The organism is Streptomyces sp. NPDC016562, from assembly GCF_043076955.1.
Lineage (GTDB): Bacteria > Actinomycetota > Actinomycetes > Streptomycetales > Streptomycetaceae > Streptomyces.
Window position 1 is genome coordinate 102,110 of record NZ_JBIBRZ010000011.1, and the last position, 19,720, is coordinate 121,829.

Here is a 19,720-nt window from a genome sequence, read left to right on the forward strand (position 1 = left end):
TCTGCTTTTCGAAGGCCCCGGACCGTTCAGGTCCGGGGCCTTCGGCGTGTCCGGCCGCGGGTCTTCGGCGGGCGTCGCCGGGGTCAGTGGCGGCCCGAGATGCGGTCCGCCAGGCGGGCCAGGGGGGTTGTCGCCGGGCTGTGCGAGGCGCTCTCGCGGCGGTCCGCCTCGCGGTAGGCGGCGTAGAGGGCCTGGACGCCGAGCCAGCGCAGGGGTTCGGGCTCCCAGCGGCGGACGCGGTGGCCCACCCAGGGCAGGGTGGTCAGCTCGGTGGTGTCGCCGAGGACCAGGTCGCGCAGGGTGCGGGCGGCGAGGTTGGCGGTGGCGACGCCCGAGCCCACGTAGCCGCCCGCCCAGCCGAGCCCGGTGGCGCGGTCCAGGGTGACGGTGGCGCACCAGTCGCGGGGGACGCCCAGGACACCCGACCAGGCGTGCGTGATCTCCGTACCCGTGAGCTGCGGGAAGAAGGAGAAGAGGAGGGCGGTGAGGGCCTCGATGGTGGCGGGCTGCGTGCGGCCGTCGTTGTCCGTGCGGGAGCCGAAGCGGTAGGGGACGCCGCGGCCGCCGATCGCGATGCGGTCGTCGGCGGTGCGCTGGGCGTACATGTACGCGTGCGCCATGTCGCCCAGGACCTCCCGGCCCGACCAGCCCAACCGGTCCCAGGCGTCGGCCGGCAGGGGCGCGGTGACGATCATCGAGGAGTTCATGGGGAGCCATGCGCGCTTCTGGCCCTTGAGGGCGGCGGTGAAGCCTTCGGTGCAGCGCAGGACGTGCGGGGCGCGGACGGTGCCGTAGGGGGTGACGGCCTTGCCGGCGGAGATCTCCGTGACCGGGGTGGATTCGTGGATGACGACACCGAGACGTTCGCACGCGGCGGCCAGGCCCTTGACCAGCTTCAGCGGGTGGACGCGGGCGCCGTGCGGGCTCCAGCTGGAGCCGACGGCGTCGGCGATGGCGATGCGCCCCTGGGTGGCGGCGGCGTCGTGGAGCTCGCGGTCGGTTTCGCCGAAGGCGAGTTCGGCGGCGTGGAAGGCCTTCAGGCGGCTGAGCTGGGCGGGGGTGCGGGCGACTTCGAGGACGCCGCCGCGGTGGATGTCGGCGTCGATGCCTTCCTTGGCGGCGACCTCGATGACCTCGGTGACGGTGTCGTTCATGGCCTGCTGGAGGCGGCGGGCGGCCGGGTGACCGTGCAGGGCGGCGTAGCGGTCGCGGCCGGCGATGCCGTTGTAGAGCCAGCCGCCGTTGCGGCCGGAGGCGCCGTAGCCGCAGAACTTCTGTTCGAGGACGGTGACGCGGAGGTCGGGCGCGGCCCGCTTGAGGTAGTACGCCGTCCAGAGGCCGGTGTAGCCGCCGCCCACGATGACGACGTCGGCGGTGGCGTGGGCGGTGAGGGGGGCGCGGGGTGGGGTGCGGGGGGTGGTGTGGTCGGTCGCGTACCAGAAGGAAATGCCGCCGTTGATCGTCATGGGGGATTGCTACAGGGGGTGGCGCGGGGGTGTCCAGGGACGGACTGTCGCGCGGTGGGGCGGGATGCGGGGCCGGGTGTCCGGTGCGGGTGGGGTGGTGGGGGCCGTAGGGGTGGGGTGGCCGGGGCCGTAGGGGTGGGGGAAGTGGGTGCCGCCCGGTTCGGAGGCGTCGGATTAGGGTGCTCGGATGATTCGTAGCGCTGTGGTCACCGATGTTCCCGTTCTTCACGCGATGATCCGCGAGCTCGCGGCGTACGAGAAGGTGCCGCACGAGGCACGCGCCACCGAGGAGCAGCTGCGGCAGGCGCTCTTCGGGGAGCGGCCGGCGGTGTTCGCGCACGTCGCGCAGGCGCAGGACGGCGAGGTCGTCGGCTTCGCGCTGTGGTTCCTGTCGTTCTCGACGTGGCGCGGGGTGCACGGGATCTACCTGGAGGACCTGTACGTACGGCCGGGCGTGCGGGGCGCCGGCCACGGCAAGGCGTTGCTGCGGGAGCTGGCACGGCTCTGCGTGGAGCGCGGGTACGAGCGGCTGGAGTGGTCGGTGCTGGACTGGAACGCGCCGGCCATCGACTTCTACGAGGGCCTGGGCGCGCGGCCGCAGGAGGAGTGGTCGGTGTACCGGCTGACGGACGGGGCCTTGGCCGAGCTGGGGGCCGCGTAGCGGGGTCGGTGTCCGGGGGGCTTGTCAGTGGTGTGGGTCACGATGGGGGGATGGCGCGAAAAGGGCAGCAGCAGACGGTGAAGGCGGCGCGGCGGCCGGAGGTGCGGTTGCCCGGGCTGTCGGCGTGGGAGGGGGGTGGACTGGAGCCGGACGGGGACTACGACGCGCTGGAGTTCGCGGACCTGGACCTCACGGGGCAGGACGCGGCCGGGGCCCGGTTCATGGACTGCGCGGTGCGGCGGTGCGTGCTGGACGAGGCGGGGCTGGCGAAGGCGCGCTTCCTGGACTCCGTACTGGAGGGCGTGCGCGGGGTGGGGACCGACCTGTCGGAGGCGTCGCTGCGGGACGTGGAGCTGGTGGACGCGCGGCTGGGTGGCGTGCGGATGCACGGGGGCGTGCTGGAGCGGGTGGTGGTGCGCGGGGGGAAGATCGACTACCTGAACCTGCGGGGGGCGCGGCTGCGGGACGTGGTCTTCGAGGAGTGCGTGCTGGTGGAGCCGGACTTCGGGGGTGCGGTGCTGGAGCGGGTGGAGTTCCGGGACTGCGCGCTGCGGGGCGTGGACTTCAGCGGGGTGCGGATGGTGGACGTGGACCTGCGGGCGGCGAGCGTGCTGGAGATCGTGCGGGGGGTGGAGGGGCTGGCCGGGGCCGTGATCAGTCCGGGGCAGCCGTTCGAGCTGGCGCCGGCGCTGGCGGGGCAGCTGGGCGTGCGGGTGATCGCGTAGCGGGCGGGAGGGTGTGGCCGGCCCGGGCCGAGCTGGCCGGGGCGGGTGCCGCGCCGTTGCCGGGGGCGCTGCCCCCGGACCCCCGCGCCTCAAACGCCGGCGGGGCTGGAATGGGCGGCGCGGCTGGAGTGGGGGTAGTCGGCCGGGCGGGCCGCCGTTGCCGGGGCTCCGCCCCGGACCCCGCGCCTCAAACGCCGGCGGGGCTGGAGTGGGGCGGCCCCGCAGGGGTTACGCCGGGACGCGGGGGAAGCGGGACTGGAGGGTCCAGATGATGGGGTTGTCGGCCAGGCCGTCGTGCATGTCGACCAGGTCCGCGATCACGTCGTGGAGGAAGTCGCGGGCCTCTCGGCGCAGCAGGCGGTGGCTGAAGGTGAGAGGGGGTTCCTCGGGCGGCATCCAGTCGGCCTCGATGTCGACCCAGCCGAAGCGGCGCTCGAAGAGCATGCGGTCCGTGGACTCGGTGAAGTCGAGCTCGGCGTGCTGGCGGTTCGCGGAGCGGTTGCCGCGCGGGTCCTGGTCGAGCTGCTCGACGATGTCGCACAGCGCCCACGCGAAGTCCAGTACGGGCACCCATCCCCAGGCTGTGGACACCTCCCGGTCCTTGTCGGTGTCGGCGAGGTAGACGTCCCCGCAGAACAGGTCGTGGCGCAGGGAGTGGACGTCCGCCGAGCGGTAGTCGGTCTGCGGGGGGTCCGGGAAGCGCCGGGAGAGGGAGTAGCCGATGTCGAGCACGTATCCGATGGTGTCACGCGGATCGGGGCCCCTCGCACGCCCGGCAGGGGGCAGCGGGCCTTACGAGGGGAGGAGGCGCTGTTCCTTGGCCACCGCGACCGCGCCCGCGCGGGTGTCGACGCCGAGCTTGTCGTAGATGCGGCCCAGGTGGGTCTTGACCGTGGCCTCGCTGATGAACAGGGCCCGGGCGATCTCGCGGTTGCCGAGGCCGCGCGCGAGCTGGCCCAGGATGTCGAGCTCGCGGTCGGTCAGGGTGGGGCGGGCGCCGCGCATGTGGGCCATGACGCGGCTGGCGACCGGCGCGGAGAGGGTGGTGCGGCCCTGGGCGGCCGAGTGGATGGCGGCGAAGAGCTCCTCGGGGCGTTCCGCCTTCAGGAGGTACCCCGTCGCGCCCGCGCCGATCGCCCGGGTGATGTCCGCGTCCGTGTCGTAGGTGGTCAGGACCAGGACGTGCGGGGGGTGCGGGGCCGAGGTGATGCGGCGGGTGGCCTCCACGCCGTCGATGCCCTCGCCGAGCTGGAGGTCCATCAGGACCACGTCGGGGCGGAGTTTGGCGGCCAGGGCGACGGCCTCCTCGCCGCTGCCCGCCTCGCCGAGGACCTCGATGTCCGGTTCGCTGCCCAGGAGCGCGAGCAGTCCGGCGCGGACCACCACGTGGTCGTCGCAGAGCAGGATCGTCGTCATGGGGTCGGCTCCAGGGGGATGGCGGCGGAGAGGACGGTGCCCTCGCCCGGGGTGGACTCGATCGTCAGGGTGCCGCCGAGCTGGCGGACGCGGGCGCGCATGGCGGGCAGCCCGTGGCCGCGTTCGGCGGCGTCGGTGCGGGGCTCGGCGAAGCCGTGGCCGTCGTCGGCGACGTCCAGGACGACCTGGTCGCCGAGGAAGCTCAGCGTGAGGGCGGCCGTACGGGCGCGGGAGTGCTCGCGGACGTTGGCCAGCGCGCCCTGTGCGATGCGCAGCAGGGCGGACTGGACACGGTCGGGGAGCGGGGCCGGGGTGCCTTCGAGGTGGAAGCGGACGTCGATGTCCGGGCCGGCGTCCAGGGCGCGCAGGGCGTCGGCGAGGCCGGCGCCGTCGGCGAGCTCGGACGGGGCCAGGTCGTGGACGAGCCGGCGGGCTTCGGCGAGGCCGTGCGCGGCGATGCCGGTGGCGGTACGGACGTGCGCGCGGGCGGTGGCCGGGTCGGCGTCCCAGGTGCGGTCGGCGGCCTGGAGCAGCATCTGCTGGCTGGAGAGGTTCTGGGCGAGGGTGTCGTGGATCTCCATGGAGAGCCGCTGGCGTTCGGCGAGGGTGCCTTCGCGGCGCTCGGTGGCGGCCAGTTCCCTGCGGGTGCGGATGAGGTCGTCGATCAGGGCCCGCTGGGCCTGGGCCTGGCGCTCCATGTGGACGAAGACGGCGGTGGCGAGGGCGGCGACGGCGGGCGGGGCGAGGAGGAGGTTGGGGTCGAAGGACTTGGCGAGCTTCAGCTGGGCGATGACCACGAGGCCGGTGAGGAGGGCGACCAGGACGATCGCGGCGCGTGGGGGGAGGGTGCGCAGGGCCGTGAAGAAGAGCGGTACGGCGCACCAGGCGAAGCTCGGCGCGAGGACGACCAGGACCACCCAGGTGGTGACGACCAGGCCGAGCCAGAGGAGGCGGCGGGTGGTGGGGGTGGGGCCTTTGCCCGTGCGGGTGGCGGGGGCTGGGCCTCTGCCTGTGGCTGGGCCGCTGCTGGTGCCTCTGCTGGGGCCGGGGCCCGTGCCTAGGGCGGGGCCGAGGACGTAGAGCAGGGCCAGGGTGATGCTGAGGGCGATGATCCAGGCGGTGCGGGGGTCGCCGGGGTGGCGCAGGAGGAAGCGGATGAGGGAGGCGCCGAGGAGGAGGAAGAAGGCGGTGTGCGCGACCGTCGCCAGAGTGCGGGTGTCGTCGCGCGGCGGGGCGGGGGGCACGGGCTGCTCCTCGGTTCGGGGCATGGGTCCATTGTCGGCGGTGGGGTCGGGTGCCGCGCCGTTGCCGGGGGCGCCGCCCCCGGGACCCCCGCGCCTCAAACGCCGGCGAGGCTGGATTGGGGCGCTGCCCCCGGACCCCCGCGCCTCAAACGCCGGCGGGGCTGATTGTGGCGGCGGGGCTGAATGTGGGGCGGCGGGGCTGAAGCGTGGGGGCGGTCAGGGTGATGGGGTGATGGTGGTCGGCTTGGGGGGCGCGGCGCATCGGCCGATCGGTTGACCCTGGGGTCAGCCGGTGGGGTCGGCGGGGGGAGCCGGTACGGGGACGGGGTGGCGGGGGGTTCGGGGAGAGGGTTGGAGAAGTCACCGCCTCACCCGATTCCACGCCTTCTCAGGAGCAGAGATGAACACCCGCACCCGCGTTCTCACCGGTACCGTCCTCGCCGTCGCCCTGGGCGCCGGGACCTTCGGCGCCGTGAGCGCCAGCGCCACGCCCGCCGCCAACGGCGCTCCGGCCGCTGCCGTGGCCAAGAAGGACGAGACGAGCGACAAGAACTTCACCACGTCGACGCACCTCACCGTCGACGCCGCCACCCGCGCCGCCCAGGCCGCGCTGCAGGCCGCCCAGGCCGAGAACCAGAAGGTGACGGTCGCGGTGGTGGACCGCAACGGCAACACCATCGTCACCCTGCGCGGCGACGGCGCCGGCCCGCAGTCCTACGAGTCGGCCCAGCGCAAGGCCTTCACCGCCGTGTCCTGGAACGCCCCGACCTCGGTGCTCGCGGGCCGTCTCGCCCAGACCCCGAACCTGAAGGACATCCCCGGCACCCTCTTCCTCGGCGGCGGCACCCCGGTGCAGTCGAACGGCGCCCCCGTCGCCGGCATCGGCGTGGCCGGCGCCCCGAGCGGTGACCTGGACGAGAAGTTCGCCAAGGCCGGTGTCGACGCCCTGGCGAAGTAGCCCCCGCCGAGAGGCGGCAGGGAGCCGCCTCGGGCCGCCCGCCTAGGATCGGCTGCGTGGAACACCGTGCGCCCTACCGCCTCGCCGTCCCCGCCCTCGCCGCCCTGCTCGCCCTCACCACGGCGTGTACGGGCGGCCCGGTGCAGGGTCGGCCGGGTGCGTCGGGGCTGCGCGACCCGTTCTTCCCCAAGGCCGGCAACGGCGGTTACGACGTCGACCACTACGAGCTGGACCTCGACTACGACCCCGCCGACGGGCGGTTGAACGGTACGGCCGTCATCACCGCCCGCGCCCGGCAGGGCCTCAGCTCCTTCAACCTCGACCTCAGCGGCCTCGAAGTCGAGGGCGTGACCGTCCAGGGCGCGGACGCCCGGTACAACCGGACCGGCAACGAGCTGACCGTGCGTCCGGCCGTGGACCTCAAGCCGGGCGAGGTCTTCCGTACGGAGGTCGACTACGCCGGGAAGCCGAAGACCCTGACGGACGTGGACGGTTCCAAGGAGGGCTGGATCACCACCCCGGGCGGCGGCGCGGTCGGCGTGGGCGAGCCGGTCGGGTCGATGGCCTGGTTCCCCGGCAACCACCACCCCAGCGACAAGGCCGTCTACGACATCACGCTCACCGTCCCGCACGGCTACGAGGCCGTGTCCAACGGCGAGTTGCGCTCCCGCACCGACACCGGCGACGGCCGGACCGCGTTCGCGTGGCACAACCCGGAGCCGATGGCGAGCTACCTGGCCACCGCCGTCGTGGGCAAGTACCAGGTGACGACCGGGCGCACACCCTCCGGGATCCCTTTGTACGAAGCGGTCGCGCCCGCGGAGGCGGCGGCGAGCGCGGGGAAGCTCGCGCGGCTGCCGGAGATGCTGGAGTGGGGCGGCCGCCGTTTCGGACCGTACCCCTTCGGTACGGCGGGGGCGATCGTGCTGCCCGCCGAGTCCCTCACCTACGCGCTGGAGACCCAGACCAAGCCCGTCTTCCCCGGTGCGCCCGGCGAGGAGGAACTGGTGCTGCACGAGCTCGCCCACCAGTGGTTCGGCAACTCGGTGTCGCCGAAGTCCTGGAAGGACATGTGGCTGAACGAGGGCTTCGCGACGTACGCGGAGTGGCTGTGGGCCGAGGACCACGGCGGGCCCACCGCGCAGCGGCACTTCCAGGCCTTCCTGGACGGGGACACGGCCGTCGACGAGGCCGCCGACTCCGACTGGGCCGCCTTCCCGCCCGCCTCCCCGCCCGGTCCCGCGCACATCTCGGCGGCCCCGGTCTACTACCGCGGCGCGATGGTCCTGCACCGCATCCGCCAGGAGGTGGGCGACGAGAAGTTCTTCGACCTGGTGCGCGGCTGGACGGCCGGGCACCGGCACGGCAACGCGGACACGGCCGACTTCACCGCCTACGCGCAGGAACGGACCGGGCACGACCTGAAGGGGGTCTGGGACGTGTGGCTGTACGGGAAGGGCCGTCCCCGTTGATCCGGGTGCCGTGCGGTGTGGCAGGCGTAGCATCGGAAGTGTGACGGCTCGCAGAGGACTCACCACCACGAGGAGGTGGCGTCCATGCCTGAGGTCCTGGGGATCGGGCATCTCGCCCTGACCGTGAGCGAAGTGAAACGCAGCGCGGACTTCTACAACCGGCTGTTCGATACGCAGACAGTGGTCGACGTGGAGGACGAGTACGGCCCGTTCGTGGCCGTCGCCTCCCCGGCCTTCGTCCTCGGCTTCCGAACGCACGGGACCACCGACCGGGCGGACGCCTTCGACCCGGCACGGGTGGGACTGGACCACTGCGCCTTCCACGTGGCGGACCGCGCGGCGCTGGAAGCCTGGGAATCCCGGCTCGACGAGCAGGGCATCGCGCACTCCGGCATCGTCGAGGACCCGTCGGGTCTCCATCTCAACTTCAGGGATCCGGACAACATCGCCGTGGAGTTCTACCGCCCCGCCGGTCAGGGCTGACGGGACGACGGTGAAGCCCCCTTCCGGGGTGGGGAGGGGGCTTCACCGGTTCAGCCGTCTCAGACGTTGACGCCGAAGTCCTGGGCGATGCCGGTCAGGCCGGAGGCGTAGCCCTGGCCGACCGCGCGGAACTTCCACTCGGCGCCGTTGCGGTAGAGCTCGCCGAAGACCATGGCGGTCTCGGTCGCCGCGTCCTCGGAGAGGTCGTAGCGGGCGATCTCGGCGCCGCCGGCCTGGTTCACGACGCGGATGTACGCGTTGCGGACCTGGCCGAAGTTCTGGCTGCGGGTCTCGGCGTCGTAGATGGAGACCGGGAAGACGATCTTGTCCACGTCGGCGGGCAGGCCGGCGAGGTTGACGTTGATGGCCTCGTCGTCGCCCGCGCCCTCGCCGGTGCGGTTGTCACCGGTGTGCACGATCGTCTGGTCCGGGGTGGACCGGTTGTTGAAGAAGACGAAGTGGCCGTCGGAGACGACCTTGCCCGTCGGGTTGACCGCGATCGCCGAGGCGTCGAGGTCGAAGTCCACACCGGTGGTCGTGCGGACGTCCCAGCCGAGGCCGACCGTGACGGCAGCGAGGCCGGGGGCCTCCTTCGTGAGCGAGACGTTGCCGCCCTTGGACAGGCTGACAGCCATGGGAATGTCCCTTTCCTCATCCGACATGCACGCACTGCACGTACAGGCGGTCAAAGTACCGCTGCCCCCTATAACGCGACGAGGGGGTCGTCGGGTTCCCGGAGTGAGATGCGGGTGGCGCGTGAAATGAGGGTGACGGGGGCCGGGCGGGGACGGATCATAGGGGGCATGCCTGGTCCCTATGTCATCCGCGGTTCGGTCGTGCTCCCCGAGGGAGAGCTCGCCTGGCGGTTCTCGCGTTCCTCCGGACCCGGCGGTCAGCACGTGAACACCTCGGACTCGCGCGTGGAGCTGATGTTCGACCTGGCGGCGACGAACGCGCTGCCGGAGGTGTGGAAGCAGCGGGCGCTGGAGCGGTTGGCGTCCCGCCTGGTGGGCGGGGTGGTGACGGTACGGGCCTCCGAGCACCGCTCGCAGTTCCGCAACCGGGAGATGGCGCTGGTGCGGATGGCTGCGCTGCTGGCGGAGGCGACTGCGCCGCCGCCGAAGTCGCGGCGCGCGACGAAGATTCCGCGGGGGATCAATGAGCGGCGGCTGCGGGAGAAGAAGGCGCGGGCCGAGACCAAGCGGGGGCGGACCGGGCGGGACTGGTGACCCTGCGGGCCGGCTGGCCTCCCGGTCGTGAGGGGCCGCACCGTGCGGCGCCGTTGCCGGGGGCGCTGCCCCCCGACCCCCGCGCCTCAAACGCCGGCGGGGCTGGAATGGTGCCGGCGGGGCTGAAGGGTGCCGGCGAGGCTGGAATGGTGCCGACGAGGCTGCATTGGCGGGCCTACTGGCCCAAGTGGCGGTAGCGGCCGCGGAAGTAGGTCAGGGGCTGGGCGTCCGGGTGGGGGATCGCGGAGGTCAGGACGCGGCCGATGACCAAGGTGTGGTCGCCCGCCTCGACGCGGTTCTCCGTGCGGCACTCCAGGGTGGCCAGCGCGCCGGTCAGCAGCGGTGCGCCCGAGGTCTCGCCGCGTACGTACGGGACGTCCGCGAAGAGCAGGCGGTCGCTGATGCGGCCCTTCATCGCGAAGCGCCCCGCCACCTGGAGCTGGTGCTCGGAGAGGACGGAGACCGCCCACAGCGGCTGCTCCGCGAGCAGGTCGTCCATCCGGGAGCCCTCGCGCAGGCTCACCAGGACCAGCGGAGGGTCCAGGGACACCGACATGAAGGCGGTCGCCGTCATGCCGACGTCCTCGCCGCGCGGGCCGTCCGCCGTCAGAGGGGTCTCGTGCGCGGTGATCAGGCACACGCCCGCCGCCAGCCGCGACATCGCTGTCCGGAACTCGTCATTGCTCACTCCCTCAGCATGGGGGTTCGTCGGGGCGGGGGTCGGTACGGGGGTCGTCTTCAGCACGGGAAAACGCTAATCTCGCCCTCCGCCGCGCACATCGGGCCTTCGTCCGAGTCGCGCCCCCGCCCCTTGGCCTAGGCCCGGGCGTATCGTTTGCTCACGGGAAGGTGAGGGAGCGCTCCCAGCCGCTCCCAGCCGTCAGGAACCCCTCGGGCGCACCGTTGTTCATCTCATGTGACTTGAGTCACAGAGGGCAAGATTTGTTGACCCTGTGTACCTGCCGCACAGCTCACTGTGATTCAGTGGACGGGACACCGCAACGAAACGCCGATGACAAACCTGGAGTTGCTGTCGAGGTCTCGGGGAGAGCGAGCAATGGAGACCGAGTCGGAGCCGTACGTCCGTCTTGCGACCCTGCGGCAGCTGCACCGGGTGGTGGCCGAGCTCAATACGGCCCGGAGCCTGGCGGACACTCTGCAGACCGTCGTGGACGGCATCGTCGTGGGCCTCGGCTACGAACTCGCCTGTGTCAACCTCGTACGCCCGGACGGTGATCTGGTCGTCGCCGCCTTCGCGGGCGACCCCGCCGCCGAAGCCCTCATCACCGGCCGCGTCGGCTCCCGCAGCTCCTGGGAACGCCGCCTGACGATGGGTGAGAACTGGGACGGCCTGCGCTTCATCCCGCACACCGAGGGGTGGATCCTCCTGGAGGACGACGTCCCCCAGTGGCACACCGACGGCCCCGACCCGCGGTTCGAGGACGAGTGGCACCCTGAGGACCGGCTCTACGCCCCCATGTACGCGTCCGGCGGGGAACTTCTGGGTGTCATCTCGGTGGACAGACCGCGCAACGGCCGCCGGCCCGGCGCGTGGGGCCGCGAGGCGCTCCAGATGTACGCCTTCCAGGCGGCGATTGCGATCAGCAATGCCCGGCTCCGCGCGAACATGCAGCGGGCCCTCGTCCGGCTGGAGCGCGAGCAGCAGGCGCTGCGCGCCAGCGAGGAGTCCTTCCGCCAGGCCTTCGAGTACGCGCCCAGCGGCATGGCCATCGCCGAGATGGGCGGGGACCAGCACGGCCGGCTCCTGCGGACCAATGACGCGCTGTGCCGGCTGCTGGGGCGGCCCGCCTCCGTGCTGCGGCGCTACTCCTTCTCCGACCTGGTGCATCCCGAGGACATCGGGACGCTGCTGCGCACCTCCGCCGAGGGCGGGCGCGCCGAGCTGCGGCTCGGCCGGCGCGACGGTACGTACGTATGGGTCTCGCTGCGCAACTCCGTGGTCGCCGACGCCGCCGACGGGCCGCGGTTCCTGCTCACGCACGTCGAGGACATCGAGGAGCGCAAGCGGCACGAGCTCCAGCTCGCCCACCGCGCCAGCCACGACTCGCTGACGGGCCTGCCCAACAGCGCCGAGCTGCGCTCCCGGCTCGCCGCCCGGCTGTGCCGCAGACCGCAGTCCGTACGGGCCACCGCGGTGGAGGCCCTGGACGCGGCCTTCGAGGGACGCGACGGGCGCGAGGGGTACGACGTGCGCGTGGGGCACGACGGGTACGAGGTGCGGGCCGAGGCGGGTGGCGGCGGCGAGCACGGGTTCCCGTCCGACGGGTCCGACGGACATGGGGCGAACGGGATCAATGGGGTCAATGGGGTCAATGGCCCCCACGGCGGATCGGGCGACCCCTACGAGTACGCCGGGGTGCCCTCCGCCCGGACCGACGGGCCGTACGACCACCACGTGCACATGGTGGCGCCCGCGACGGACGTCGACGACGGGACGAAGGGGCTCGCGGTGCTCTTCTGCGACCTCGACGGCTTCAAGTCGATCAACGACCGGTTCGGGCACCACACCGGCGACGCGGTCCTGATCGAGGTCGCCCGGAGGCTGACGACGGGCGTCAGGGACGGTGACACCGTCGCTCGGCTGGGTGGTGACGAATTCGTCGTCCTGGCCGACGGGCTGGGCGCCGCCGACGCCGCCGACCTCGCCGTCCGGCTGCGCAACGCGATCATCCCGCCGATCCGGGTGGACGGCCGCGCGGTGCGGGTCGGGGCCAGTTTCGGCATCGGCTGGGCCAGCTGCGGCATGTCGGCGGACGAGGTGCTGCGCTCCGCCGACCAGCGGATGTACATCGAGAAGCGGTCGCGGTCCAAGACGCACCGCAGGGCCGGCTGAGGCGGTCTGTCGCCCGTGTGTGCACCTGTTCGGGGTAGGCTCCCGGGGGTCGAAAGGAGTGACCTGCGATGACGACGCCCGCGAACAACGGCCCGCACGGTGGGGCGAACAAGCCCGAGGACGACGATCCGTTCGGCTATCTCTACGCGGACGGCCAGGCTGCCGGAGCCACCCCGCCCGGTCAGAGCGGTGGATACGGCTACCCGGGGCCCGGGGCAGGTGGCCCTTCCGGCGCGCAGCCCGGAGTCCCCCGTACCTCCCACCACCAGGTCCGTACGGTCGGCGACCGCAGGAGCGGCGGCCAGCGCGGCCAGGTGCCCGCGCAGCAGCCCGCGGCCTACCAGGCCCAGTACCAGGCTCCGGAAGCCCTTCAGGCGGGCGGCTACGGCGTTCCGCAGCAGGCGCAGCCCCCGCAGCACCAGACCCAGAACATCGCGCACTCCGGCGGCCACGGTGGCCACGGCGGCGGTGGCGGCTCCAGCCGGCGGGGTCTGCTGATCGCGGCCGTCGCGGTGGTCGGCGCGGTCGTGATCGGCATCGGCGCGGCCCTCGCCTTCGGCGACAAGGGCAAGGACAAGAACGACGACACCGCCGGCGGCGGCCAGGCGTCGCAGGCCCCCCAGAACCCGGCGAGCTCGGCCCCGCCCTCCCCGAAGCCCTCAGAGCCAGAGCTGCCGAAGGCGGACTTCGCGGGCGCCGGCATGTCCCTGACCGGCGGCGCGCGGCTGGAGAACACGCTGCCGGGCGCGAAGAGCGCCGGCGGTCAGTACGTGACCGGCCTGAACGCGGTCGGCGCCGCGGCGACGTGGACGCTCGACGTGCCCAAGGCGGGCGGCTACAAGCTGAAGATGACCTACGGGGTGCCGGGCAAGGACGCCTTCACCACCCTCACGGTCAACGGCGAGGCGCAGAACCGTCCGATCAGCATGAAGAACTACTCGAAGGCCGCCGAGGGCGACTGGGCCAAGGGCTGGACCAACACGTACTCGATCGTGCAGCTCAAGCCGGGGTCGAACACGATCAAGATCTCGTGCGAGGCGGGCAACCAGTGCGACGTCGTCCTCGACCAGCTGTGGCTCGAGAAGTCCTGACCCCGGCTCCCGGGACCTGGCTTAGTCGGCTGTCGTGACCTTCACCGACCCCCGTACCTCGTCGTAGGTGCGGGGGTCGAACTCTCCCGCCACCGGGGCGAGGACCGTGGCCGCTGCGAGGGCGGTGGCGCGGGTGAGGCGCTCCGGCCAGGCCAGGCCTTCCACCAGGGCCGAGAGCAGGCCGGCGACGGCGGAGTCGCCGGCTCCGGTGGGGTTGCCGGACAGGGGCTGCGGTGGGGCGGCGCGCCAGGTGCCCTCCGGGGTGGCGGCCAGCAGGCCGTCCGGGCCCAGCGAGGTGACCACCGCGTGCGCGCCCCGGCGGCGGGCGTCACGGGTGGCGGGCAGCGGGTCGCGGGACCCGGTGAGCTCGGCCAGCTCGGCCGCGTTCGGCTTGATGATCTCGGGGCGGGCCGCGACCCCGCGGCGCAGGGCCTCGCCGCTGGTGTCCAGCAGGACGGGCACCCCGAGCGCGCGGGCCTGGCGCACGAGCGTCGCGTACGCGCTCACCGGCACGCCCGGCGGGAGGCTTCCGCACAGGGCGACGGCACGGGCGCCGGCCAGGAGTTCCTCGTAGCGGGCGAGGAACAGGGACCATTCCGCGGGCGTGATCAGCGGGCCCGGCTCGTTGAACTGGGTGGTGTCGCCGGAGGTCTCGTCGACCACGGCCAGCGTGCGCCGGGTGCTGCCCTCGCAGGGGAGCAGGGCGTCGGTGACGCCGCCCGACCGCGCGAGCAGGTCGCGTACGACGGAGCCCGTGGGGCCGCCCGCGAAGCCCGTCGCGGTCACCTCGTGGCCGAGCGCGGCCAGGACACGGGCGACGTTGATCCCCTTGCCGCCGGGGCGTTCGGTGACGGCGGCCACCCGGTGCGAGGCGTGCGGAAGCAGCCGCGGCACGCGGTACGTGACGTCGAGTGCGGTGTTGAGCGTCACGGTCAGGATCATGGGTACCCCCGGGTCTGTTGCTGCCGGGATCATGCCAAAGAGATGGCGGTCGGCCCAGTCCTCGGGCCGACCGTCCTGCGCGCAAATAGCCGCTTGGCCGTCATATCGCCGCTCAAACGGCCGGATTGACGATCCATTCGCCGCGCCGCATGACGCCCTTGACGTCGAAGGCGGTGTCGAGGACGACGAGGTCCGCGTACTTTCCGGGCTCCAGCGAGCCGATCTCGTCGTACAGGCCGATCAGCTTGGCCGGGTTGGCGGAGATCGCCTGGACCACGGATTCCACCGGGAGCTGGTCGACCGTGACCGAGCGCTTGAAGGCGGTGTCCAGGGTGAGCGTGGAACCGGCGATGGAGCCGCCCTCCACGAGCCGGGCCACCCCGTCCTTGACCTCGACCTCCAGCGGGCCCAGGTGGTAGGTCCCGTCGCCGAAGCCGGCCGCGTCCATCGCGTCGGTGATCAGCGCCACCCGGTGCGCGCCCGCGTGGTGGAAGGCCAGCTCCAGGGCCGCGGGGTGCAGGTGGGTGCCGTCGTTGATCAGCTCGACGGTGATCCGCTCGTCCTCCAGCAGCGCGGCGATCGGGCCGGGTTCGCGGTGGGCGAGGCCGGGCATCGCGTTGAAGAGGTGGGTGGCCACGGTCGCGCCCGCGTCGATGGCGGCGCGCGTCTGCTCGTACGTGGCGTCCGTGTGCCCGATCGCGGCGATGACCCCCTGCTCGGCCAGCAGCCGTACGGAGGCCAGCCCGCCGGGCAGTTCGGTGGCGAGGGTGACCATGCGGGCGGCGCCGTGCGCGGCGTCGACCAGCTTGCGGACCTCGGCCGGGTCGGGGTCGCGGAGCAGGTCCTCCTTGTGGGCGCCCTTGCGGCAGGGGTTGATGAAGGGGCCCTCGAAGTGGATGCCCGCGATCTCGCCCTGCTGGGTGAGCTCGGCGAGGAGCCCGGCCCGCCGGGCCAGGGCGTCGAGGTCGCCGGTGACGGTGGAGGCGACCAGGGTGGTGGTGCCGTGCTCGCGGTGGGTCCGTACGCCCTTGAGGACCTCCTCGGCGGTGCCGGAGGTGAAGGAGGCGCCGCCGCCGCCGTGGTTGTGCATGTCCACGAAGCCGGGGACGATCCAGTGCCCGGACAGGTCGACGGTCCGCGCGCCCTCGGGTGCGCTGCCGGCGATGCGCTCGCCCTCGACGATGACCCTGCCCCTGGTCACGGTTCCGGTGGGCAGCACCACCCTGGCGCCGGAGAGAACGGTGCTGTGCGCGCTTCCGGCCATCAGGCAGGTACCTCCGTGGCGAGTAGGTCCCAGGCGAGCAGCCCTGCGCCCAGGCATCCGGCGGTGTCCCCGAGGGCCGCCGGCACGATGTGGGGGAGCCGCTGGAACGTCACGCGCTCCTCCACGGCCGTCCGTAGTGGTGTGAACAAGGTTTCCGCGGCCTCCGCCAGCCCGCCACCGATGATCAGCGTGCTCGGGTCCAGCAGGGTGATCGCGGTGACCAGCCCGTCGGCGAGGGCGCCGACGGCGGCCAGCCACACCTCCCGGGCGCGTGCGTCGCCGCCCTCCACGGCCTTGGCGCAGTCCGCGGCGTCCGCGTCCGGGTCGCCGCAGGCGGCCGCCCAGGCGCGGCTGACGGCGGAGGCGGAGGCGAGGGTCTCCAGGCAGCCGTGCTGGCCGCAGCCGCAGGCGGGGCCGCCGGGGCGGACCACGATGTGCCCGATCTCGCCGGCGTACCCGTGGGCGCCGGCCTCGATGCGGCCGGCGATGCCGATGGCTCCGGCGATGCCGGTGCCGAGGGGGACGAAGAGGAAGCGGTCGGCGCCGCGGCCCGCGCCGATGCGGCCTTCGGCGAGTCCGCCCGTACGGACGTCGTGGCCGAGGGCGACCGGGATGCCGCCGAGGCGGCTGCCGAGCAGCGCGCGCATCGGTACGTCGCGCCAGCCCAGGTTCGCCGCGTAGACGGCGATCCCGTTCTCGGCGTCGACGATGCCGGGGACGGCGACTCCGGCGGCCGAGGCGGGCCTGCCGTAGCGCTCGCGTCCGGTGTCGAGCAGCTCGGCGGCGAAGGCCTGGATCGTCTCGACGACGGCGTCGGGGCCCCGCTCGCGGCCGGTGGCGCGGCGCGCTTCGTACAGCAGGGTGCCGTCGGCGGCGACGAGGGCGGCCTTCATCCCGGTGCCGCCCACATCGAGGGCGATGACGTGTTTCACGGGTTTCACAGGGGACAGTCTCGCGTGCTCGGCGGGGAAAGGTCTAGTCCATTGAGGGGGATTGTTGAGCGGCCATACAAATTCGGGACCCGGTGTGGGAGCCGGATGTGGACGAGCCGCCAAAGTGGTGTAGACCTTACGTGGATCGTACGTACAACAAGGGGTGGATCGAGAACCGTGAAGGGCCGTTACCAGAGGCTGGCCGCGTCCGGCGCCGCACTGTGCCTGACTGCCGTGACGCTGACCGGCTGCGGAGCCGTCGGCGGACTCACCGGGGACAACGAGGTGACCCTGCGGGTCGTGGCGGCCGACTACGGGGACAATCCGCAGAACTCCTCGGCCGTCTACTGGAAGGGCCTCGCGGAGCGCTTCGAGAAGGCCAACCCCGGCATCGACGTCGAGGTCAGCGTCTACTCCTGGTCGGAGGTCGACGCCAAGGTCGCCGAGATGGTCAAGGCCGGCAAGGCCCCCGACATCGCCCAGATCGGCGCCTACGCCGACTACGCGGCGGCGGGCAAGCTCTACTCGGCCGCGGAACTGCTCTCGGTCAAGACCGAGGCCGACTTCCTGGGGCCCCTCGCGGACGCGGGCAAGGTCAAGCAGGTCCAGTACGGGCTGCCCTTCGTGGCCAGCACCCGGCTGCTCTTCTACAACGAGAAGCTCCTGACCGACGCGGGCGTCCTGGCCAAGGACGCCAAGGCCGGCTGGCAGCCCAAGAGCTGGGCGGACCTGGAAGCGGCGGCGAAGAAGCTCAAGGGCGCGGGCGTGCCCACCCCCTTCGCGCTGCCGCTGGGCCGCGAGGAGGCCCAGGCCGAGACGATGATGTGGACGCTGGCCGGCGGTGGCGGCTACACCGACAACGAGGAGTCGTACTCCATCGACTCCGCGGACAACGTCAAGACGCTGGAGTTCCTGCGCGACAAGATGGTCGGACAGGGGCTGACCGGACCGGTCGAGCCCGGCAAGCTGGACCGCCAGGCCGCCTTCGACACCTTCGCCAAGGGCGAGGTCGGGATGCTCAACGGGCACCCCACGCTGCTGAAGCAGGCCGCCGCCAAGGGAGTGAAGTACGGCATGGTGCCGCTGCCGACCTCCGACGGGAGCGACCAGCCGGCGATGGGCGTCGCGGACTGGATCATGGCCTTCAAGAACGGGCACCGCAAGGAGTCCGGCACCTTCCTGGACTTCGTGTACCAGCCGGACAACGTGATGGCCTTCACCGACCTGTACGACCTGCTGCCGGCCACCACCAGCGGCTACCACGCGAAGCAGAACGCCACGGGCGGCTCCTCGCCGCAGCTGAAGACCTTCCTGGCGGCGCTGCCGACCTCGCGGCTGTACCCGGTCGGCAAGAAGTCCTGGGCGGGCGTCAGCGAGGACATCAAGCAGAACATCGGCAAGACCGTCCAGCCGGGCGGGCAGCCGGCGAAGGTGCTGGAGGAGATCGCCACGGCGGCGCGGGCGGCGGACCAGCGCTGACGGCTTGCGCCAGGCCGGCGGCGGGGGATCGGGCCGGTGTCGGCGGGCGGCGTTAATCTGGCGGTATGACGGACGAGGGGCGGCTGACGGCCACGGAGGCCGCGGTGCTCGCGTACGAGGGACGCACCTGGCCGGGGCCGGGCGCGAAGGAGCGGGCGATCCGCGAAGGGCTGGGGATGACCCCCGTCCGGTACTACCAGCTGCTCAACGCGCTGATGGACGATCCGCGGGCGCTGGCCCACTCCCCGGGCACCGTGAACCGGCTGCGGCGGATCCGCGAGGCCCAGCGGGCGCGGCGGTAGCCGTAGCCGTCACTCGTTCGGCCCGTTAGGGTCGTGCGTATGGGGAGCCAGCCGCACGACTTGCCGATGCCCGTCACCGCAGCCGGACGCGAGGGACTCGAAGCCCTCCTCCGCGTACCCCGCCGCTCCGTGGTCGCCTTGGACTTCGACGGCACCCTCGCCGACATCGTCCCGGACCCGGACCAGGCCAGAGCCCACCCAGGAGCCGTCCCGGCCCTGTCCGCGCTCGCCCCCGAGGTCGACTCGGTCGCCGTGATCACCGGCCGGCCGGCGGGCGTCGCCGTCCGCCACGGGGGCTTCGCCGGGGTGCCCGGACTGGAACACCTCGTCGTCCTCGGCCACTACGGGGCCGAACGCTGGGACGCCGTCACGGGCATCGTGCACGCCCCCGCCGAGCATCCGGGCGTGGCGGCGGTACGGGCCGAGCTGCCGGGGTTCCTGGAGGCCATCGGGGCCTGGCGCGGGACCTGGATCGAGGAGAAGGGCCGCGCGCTGGCCGTGCACACCCGGCGGGCGGAGAACCCGGCGGCGGCCTTCGCGGCCCTGCGCGAGCCCCTGGCCGAGCTGGCGGCCCGGCACGGGCTGATGGTGGAGCCGGGGCGGGCGGTGCTGGAGCTGAGGCCGCCGGGCATGGACAAGGGCGTCGCCCTGACGGAGTTCCTCGCGGAGCGGTCGGCGGAGGCGGTGCTGTACGCGGGCGACGACCTGGGCGACCTGGCCGCGTACTCGGCCGTCGAGAAGCGCCGGGCCGAGGGCCTCCCGGGCCTCCTGGTGGCCAGCGGCTCCGCCGAGGTCCCCGAACTGGCCTCCCGAGCCGACCTGGTCCTCCCGGGCCCGGGGGCCGTCGCAGCCTTCTTGTCGGCCTTGGCCGCGGCGATCACGGGCGCTTGAGCCATGCCATCTCGCCGTGTCGGCGTCTGAGCCGCGCACATCCAGCCTCGCCGGCGTTTGAGGCGCGGGGTCTGGGGCGGCGCCCCAGGAAGCGGACTTGCACGTCCGTCGCCGACCTCGTCGCCGTGGTGGGGGGGGGGGGGGGGGGGGGGGGGGGGGGGGGGGGGGGGGGGGGGGGGGGGGGGGGGGGGGGGGGGGGGGGGGGGGGGGGGGGGGGGGGGCGCGGTCGCGGTGGTCACAAGAGGTCGCTTTCGCCGGGGTCGGGCTGGGCGTCGGGACGGGTCCGTATCGTCGTTACGGTGAGGGTAGGG

The 19,720-nt window shown here is 73.0% G+C and carries 20 protein-coding genes; 11 read left to right on the forward strand and 9 right to left on the reverse strand.

Annotation, left to right across the window (positions count from 1 at the left end):
• Positions 1–83: 83 nt before the first annotated feature.
• Positions 84–1,466, reverse strand: a complete 1,383-nt coding sequence (locus ACF059_RS31960) for an NAD(P)/FAD-dependent oxidoreductase (RefSeq protein WP_392064190.1) — start codon at positions 1,464–1,466, stop codon at positions 84–86.
• Positions 1,467–1,653: 187 nt separating this feature from the next.
• On the opposite strand from ACF059_RS31960, the gene ACF059_RS31965 reads away from it, so the two are divergent.
• Both ACF059_RS31965 and ACF059_RS31970 read left to right on the forward strand, forming a co-directional pair.
• Positions 1,654–2,127 (forward strand): GNAT family N-acetyltransferase, encoded by a 474-nt coding sequence (locus ACF059_RS31965; protein ID WP_392064193.1) that lies wholly within the window; start codon positions 1,654–1,656, stop codon positions 2,125–2,127.
• 50 nt (positions 2,128–2,177) lie between these two features.
• Entirely contained in the window at positions 2,178–2,852 is a 675-nt protein-coding gene (locus ACF059_RS31970) for a pentapeptide repeat-containing protein (RefSeq protein WP_392064196.1), read from the forward strand.
• 228 nt (positions 2,853–3,080) lie between these two features.
• Here ACF059_RS31970 and ACF059_RS31975 read toward each other — a convergent pair whose 3' ends face one another.
• The 3 genes from ACF059_RS31975 to ACF059_RS31985 are packed head-to-tail and all read right to left on the reverse strand — an operon-like array spanning position 3,081 to position 5,536.
• The gene (locus ACF059_RS31975) at positions 3,081–3,584 is read right to left on the reverse strand and encodes a hypothetical protein (protein ID WP_392064199.1); all 504 of its coding nucleotides are present in this window, start codon (positions 3,582–3,584) and stop codon (positions 3,081–3,083) included.
• Between the two features lie 60 nt (positions 3,585–3,644).
• Positions 3,645–4,268, reverse strand: a complete 624-nt coding sequence (locus tag ACF059_RS31980; RefSeq protein WP_392064202.1) for a response regulator — start codon at positions 4,266–4,268, stop codon at positions 3,645–3,647.
• Positions 4,265–5,536: a sensor histidine kinase gene (locus tag ACF059_RS31985; protein WP_392064205.1), complete on the reverse strand. Its 1,272-nt coding sequence runs from the start codon at positions 5,534–5,536 to the stop codon at positions 4,265–4,267. The genes ACF059_RS31980 and ACF059_RS31985 overlap by 4 nt, the downstream gene beginning before the upstream one ends.
• Positions 5,537–5,912: 376 nt before the next feature.
• Between ACF059_RS31985 and ACF059_RS31990 the strand changes: the two genes are divergently transcribed.
• From ACF059_RS31990 to ACF059_RS32000, 3 genes are all read left to right on the forward strand, one after another.
• A complete protein-coding gene (locus ACF059_RS31990; protein WP_392064208.1) occupies positions 5,913–6,470 on the forward strand; it encodes a heme-binding protein in 558 nt (185 codons plus the stop codon).
• Between the two features lie 56 nt (positions 6,471–6,526).
• Positions 6,527–7,942 (forward strand): M1 family metallopeptidase, encoded by a 1,416-nt coding sequence (locus ACF059_RS31995; protein ID WP_392064211.1) that lies wholly within the window; start codon positions 6,527–6,529, stop codon positions 7,940–7,942.
• Between the two features lie 84 nt (positions 7,943–8,026).
• Positions 8,027–8,425, forward strand: coding sequence for a VOC family protein (locus ACF059_RS32000; RefSeq protein ID WP_392064214.1), 399 nt, complete (start codon positions 8,027–8,029; stop codon positions 8,423–8,425).
• Positions 8,426–8,484: 59 nt separating this feature from the next.
• On the opposite strand, the gene ACF059_RS32005 is transcribed toward ACF059_RS32000, so the two are convergent.
• Positions 8,485–9,060, reverse strand: a complete 576-nt coding sequence (locus tag ACF059_RS32005) for a TerD family protein (RefSeq protein ID WP_360894077.1) — start codon at positions 9,058–9,060, stop codon at positions 8,485–8,487.
• A gap of 159 nt (positions 9,061–9,219) precedes the next feature.
• On the opposite strand from ACF059_RS32005, the gene arfB reads away from it, so the two are divergent.
• Positions 9,220–9,654: an alternative ribosome rescue aminoacyl-tRNA hydrolase ArfB gene (gene arfB / locus ACF059_RS32010; RefSeq protein WP_392064242.1), complete on the forward strand. Its 435-nt coding sequence runs from the start codon at positions 9,220–9,222 to the stop codon at positions 9,652–9,654.
• A 175-nt stretch (positions 9,655–9,829) separates the two neighbouring features.
• Here arfB and ACF059_RS32015 read toward each other — a convergent pair whose 3' ends face one another.
• Positions 9,830–10,399: a flavin reductase family protein gene (locus ACF059_RS32015; protein ID WP_392064218.1), complete on the reverse strand. Its 570-nt coding sequence runs from the start codon at positions 10,397–10,399 to the stop codon at positions 9,830–9,832.
• Positions 10,400–10,711: 312 nt separating this feature from the next.
• On the opposite strand from ACF059_RS32015, the gene cdgB reads away from it, so the two are divergent.
• Positions 10,712–12,508, forward strand: a complete 1,797-nt coding sequence (gene cdgB / locus ACF059_RS32020) for a diguanylate cyclase CdgB (RefSeq protein WP_392064221.1) — start codon at positions 10,712–10,714, stop codon at positions 12,506–12,508.
• A 68-nt stretch (positions 12,509–12,576) separates the two neighbouring features.
• On the forward strand, positions 12,577–13,599 hold the full coding sequence (locus tag ACF059_RS32025; protein ID WP_392064224.1) for a CBM35 domain-containing protein: 1,023 nt from the start codon (positions 12,577–12,579) through the stop codon (positions 13,597–13,599).
• A 21-nt stretch (positions 13,600–13,620) separates the two neighbouring features.
• Here the strand turns inward: ACF059_RS32025 and ACF059_RS32030 are convergent, their stop codons facing one another.
• From ACF059_RS32030 to ACF059_RS32040, 3 genes are all read right to left on the reverse strand, one after another.
• On the reverse strand, positions 13,621–14,541 hold the full coding sequence (locus ACF059_RS32030) for a 1-phosphofructokinase family hexose kinase (protein WP_392064227.1): 921 nt from the start codon (positions 14,539–14,541) through the stop codon (positions 13,621–13,623).
• 112 nt (positions 14,542–14,653) lie between these two features.
• Complete coding sequence (gene nagA, locus ACF059_RS32035) at positions 14,654–15,805, reverse strand: N-acetylglucosamine-6-phosphate deacetylase (protein WP_392064230.1); 1,152 nt, start codon at positions 15,803–15,805, stop codon at positions 14,654–14,656.
• A complete protein-coding gene (locus ACF059_RS32040; RefSeq protein ID WP_392064245.1) occupies positions 15,805–16,737 on the reverse strand; it encodes an ROK family protein in 933 nt (310 codons plus the stop codon). Before ACF059_RS32040 ends, nagA begins: the two co-directional genes overlap by 1 nt.
• Positions 16,738–16,914: 177 nt before the next feature.
• Between ACF059_RS32040 and ACF059_RS32045 the strand changes: the two genes are divergently transcribed.
• From ACF059_RS32045 to otsB, 3 genes are all read left to right on the forward strand, one after another.
• Positions 16,915–18,216, forward strand: a complete 1,302-nt coding sequence (locus ACF059_RS32045) for an extracellular solute-binding protein (RefSeq protein ID WP_392064232.1) — start codon at positions 16,915–16,917, stop codon at positions 18,214–18,216.
• Between the two features lie 65 nt (positions 18,217–18,281).
• Positions 18,282–18,518: a DUF3263 domain-containing protein gene (locus ACF059_RS32050; RefSeq protein WP_366869419.1), complete on the forward strand. Its 237-nt coding sequence runs from the start codon at positions 18,282–18,284 to the stop codon at positions 18,516–18,518.
• 39 nt (positions 18,519–18,557) lie between these two features.
• On the forward strand, positions 18,558–19,409 hold the full coding sequence (gene otsB, locus ACF059_RS32055; RefSeq protein WP_392064234.1) for a trehalose-phosphatase: 852 nt from the start codon (positions 18,558–18,560) through the stop codon (positions 19,407–19,409).
• Positions 19,410–19,720: the final 311 nt, after the last annotated feature.

Coding starts and splice junctions, on each gene's coding strand:
- ACF059_RS31960 (WP_392064190.1), bottom strand. CDS start 1,466: ATGACGATCAACGGCGGCATTTCCTTCTGGTACGCGACCGACCACACC.
- ACF059_RS31965 (WP_392064193.1), top strand. CDS start 1,654: ATGATTCGTAGCGCTGTGGTCACCGATGTTCCCGTTCTTCACGCGATG.
- ACF059_RS31970 (WP_392064196.1), top strand. CDS start 2,178: ATGGCGCGAAAAGGGCAGCAGCAGACGGTGAAGGCGGCGCGGCGGCCG.
- ACF059_RS31980 (WP_392064202.1), bottom strand. CDS start 4,268: ATGACGACGATCCTGCTCTGCGACGACCACGTGGTGGTCCGCGCCGGA.
- ACF059_RS31985 (WP_392064205.1), bottom strand. CDS start 5,536: ATGCCCCGAACCGAGGAGCAGCCCGTGCCCCCCGCCCCGCCGCGCGAC.
- ACF059_RS31990 (WP_392064208.1), top strand. CDS start 5,913: ATGAACACCCGCACCCGCGTTCTCACCGGTACCGTCCTCGCCGTCGCC.
- ACF059_RS32000 (WP_392064214.1), top strand. CDS start 8,027: ATGCCTGAGGTCCTGGGGATCGGGCATCTCGCCCTGACCGTGAGCGAA.
- ACF059_RS32005 (WP_360894077.1), bottom strand. CDS start 9,060: ATGGCTGTCAGCCTGTCCAAGGGCGGCAACGTCTCGCTCACGAAGGAG.
- cdgB (WP_392064221.1), top strand. CDS start 10,712: ATGGAGACCGAGTCGGAGCCGTACGTCCGTCTTGCGACCCTGCGGCAG.
- ACF059_RS32025 (WP_392064224.1), top strand. CDS start 12,577: ATGACGACGCCCGCGAACAACGGCCCGCACGGTGGGGCGAACAAGCCC.
- ACF059_RS32030 (WP_392064227.1), bottom strand. CDS start 14,541: ATGATCCTGACCGTGACGCTCAACACCGCACTCGACGTCACGTACCGC.
- nagA (WP_392064230.1), bottom strand. CDS start 15,805: ATGGCCGGAAGCGCGCACAGCACCGTTCTCTCCGGCGCCAGGGTGGTG.
- ACF059_RS32050 (WP_366869419.1), top strand. CDS start 18,282: ATGACGGACGAGGGGCGGCTGACGGCCACGGAGGCCGCGGTGCTCGCG.
- otsB (WP_392064234.1), top strand. CDS start 18,558: ATGGGGAGCCAGCCGCACGACTTGCCGATGCCCGTCACCGCAGCCGGA.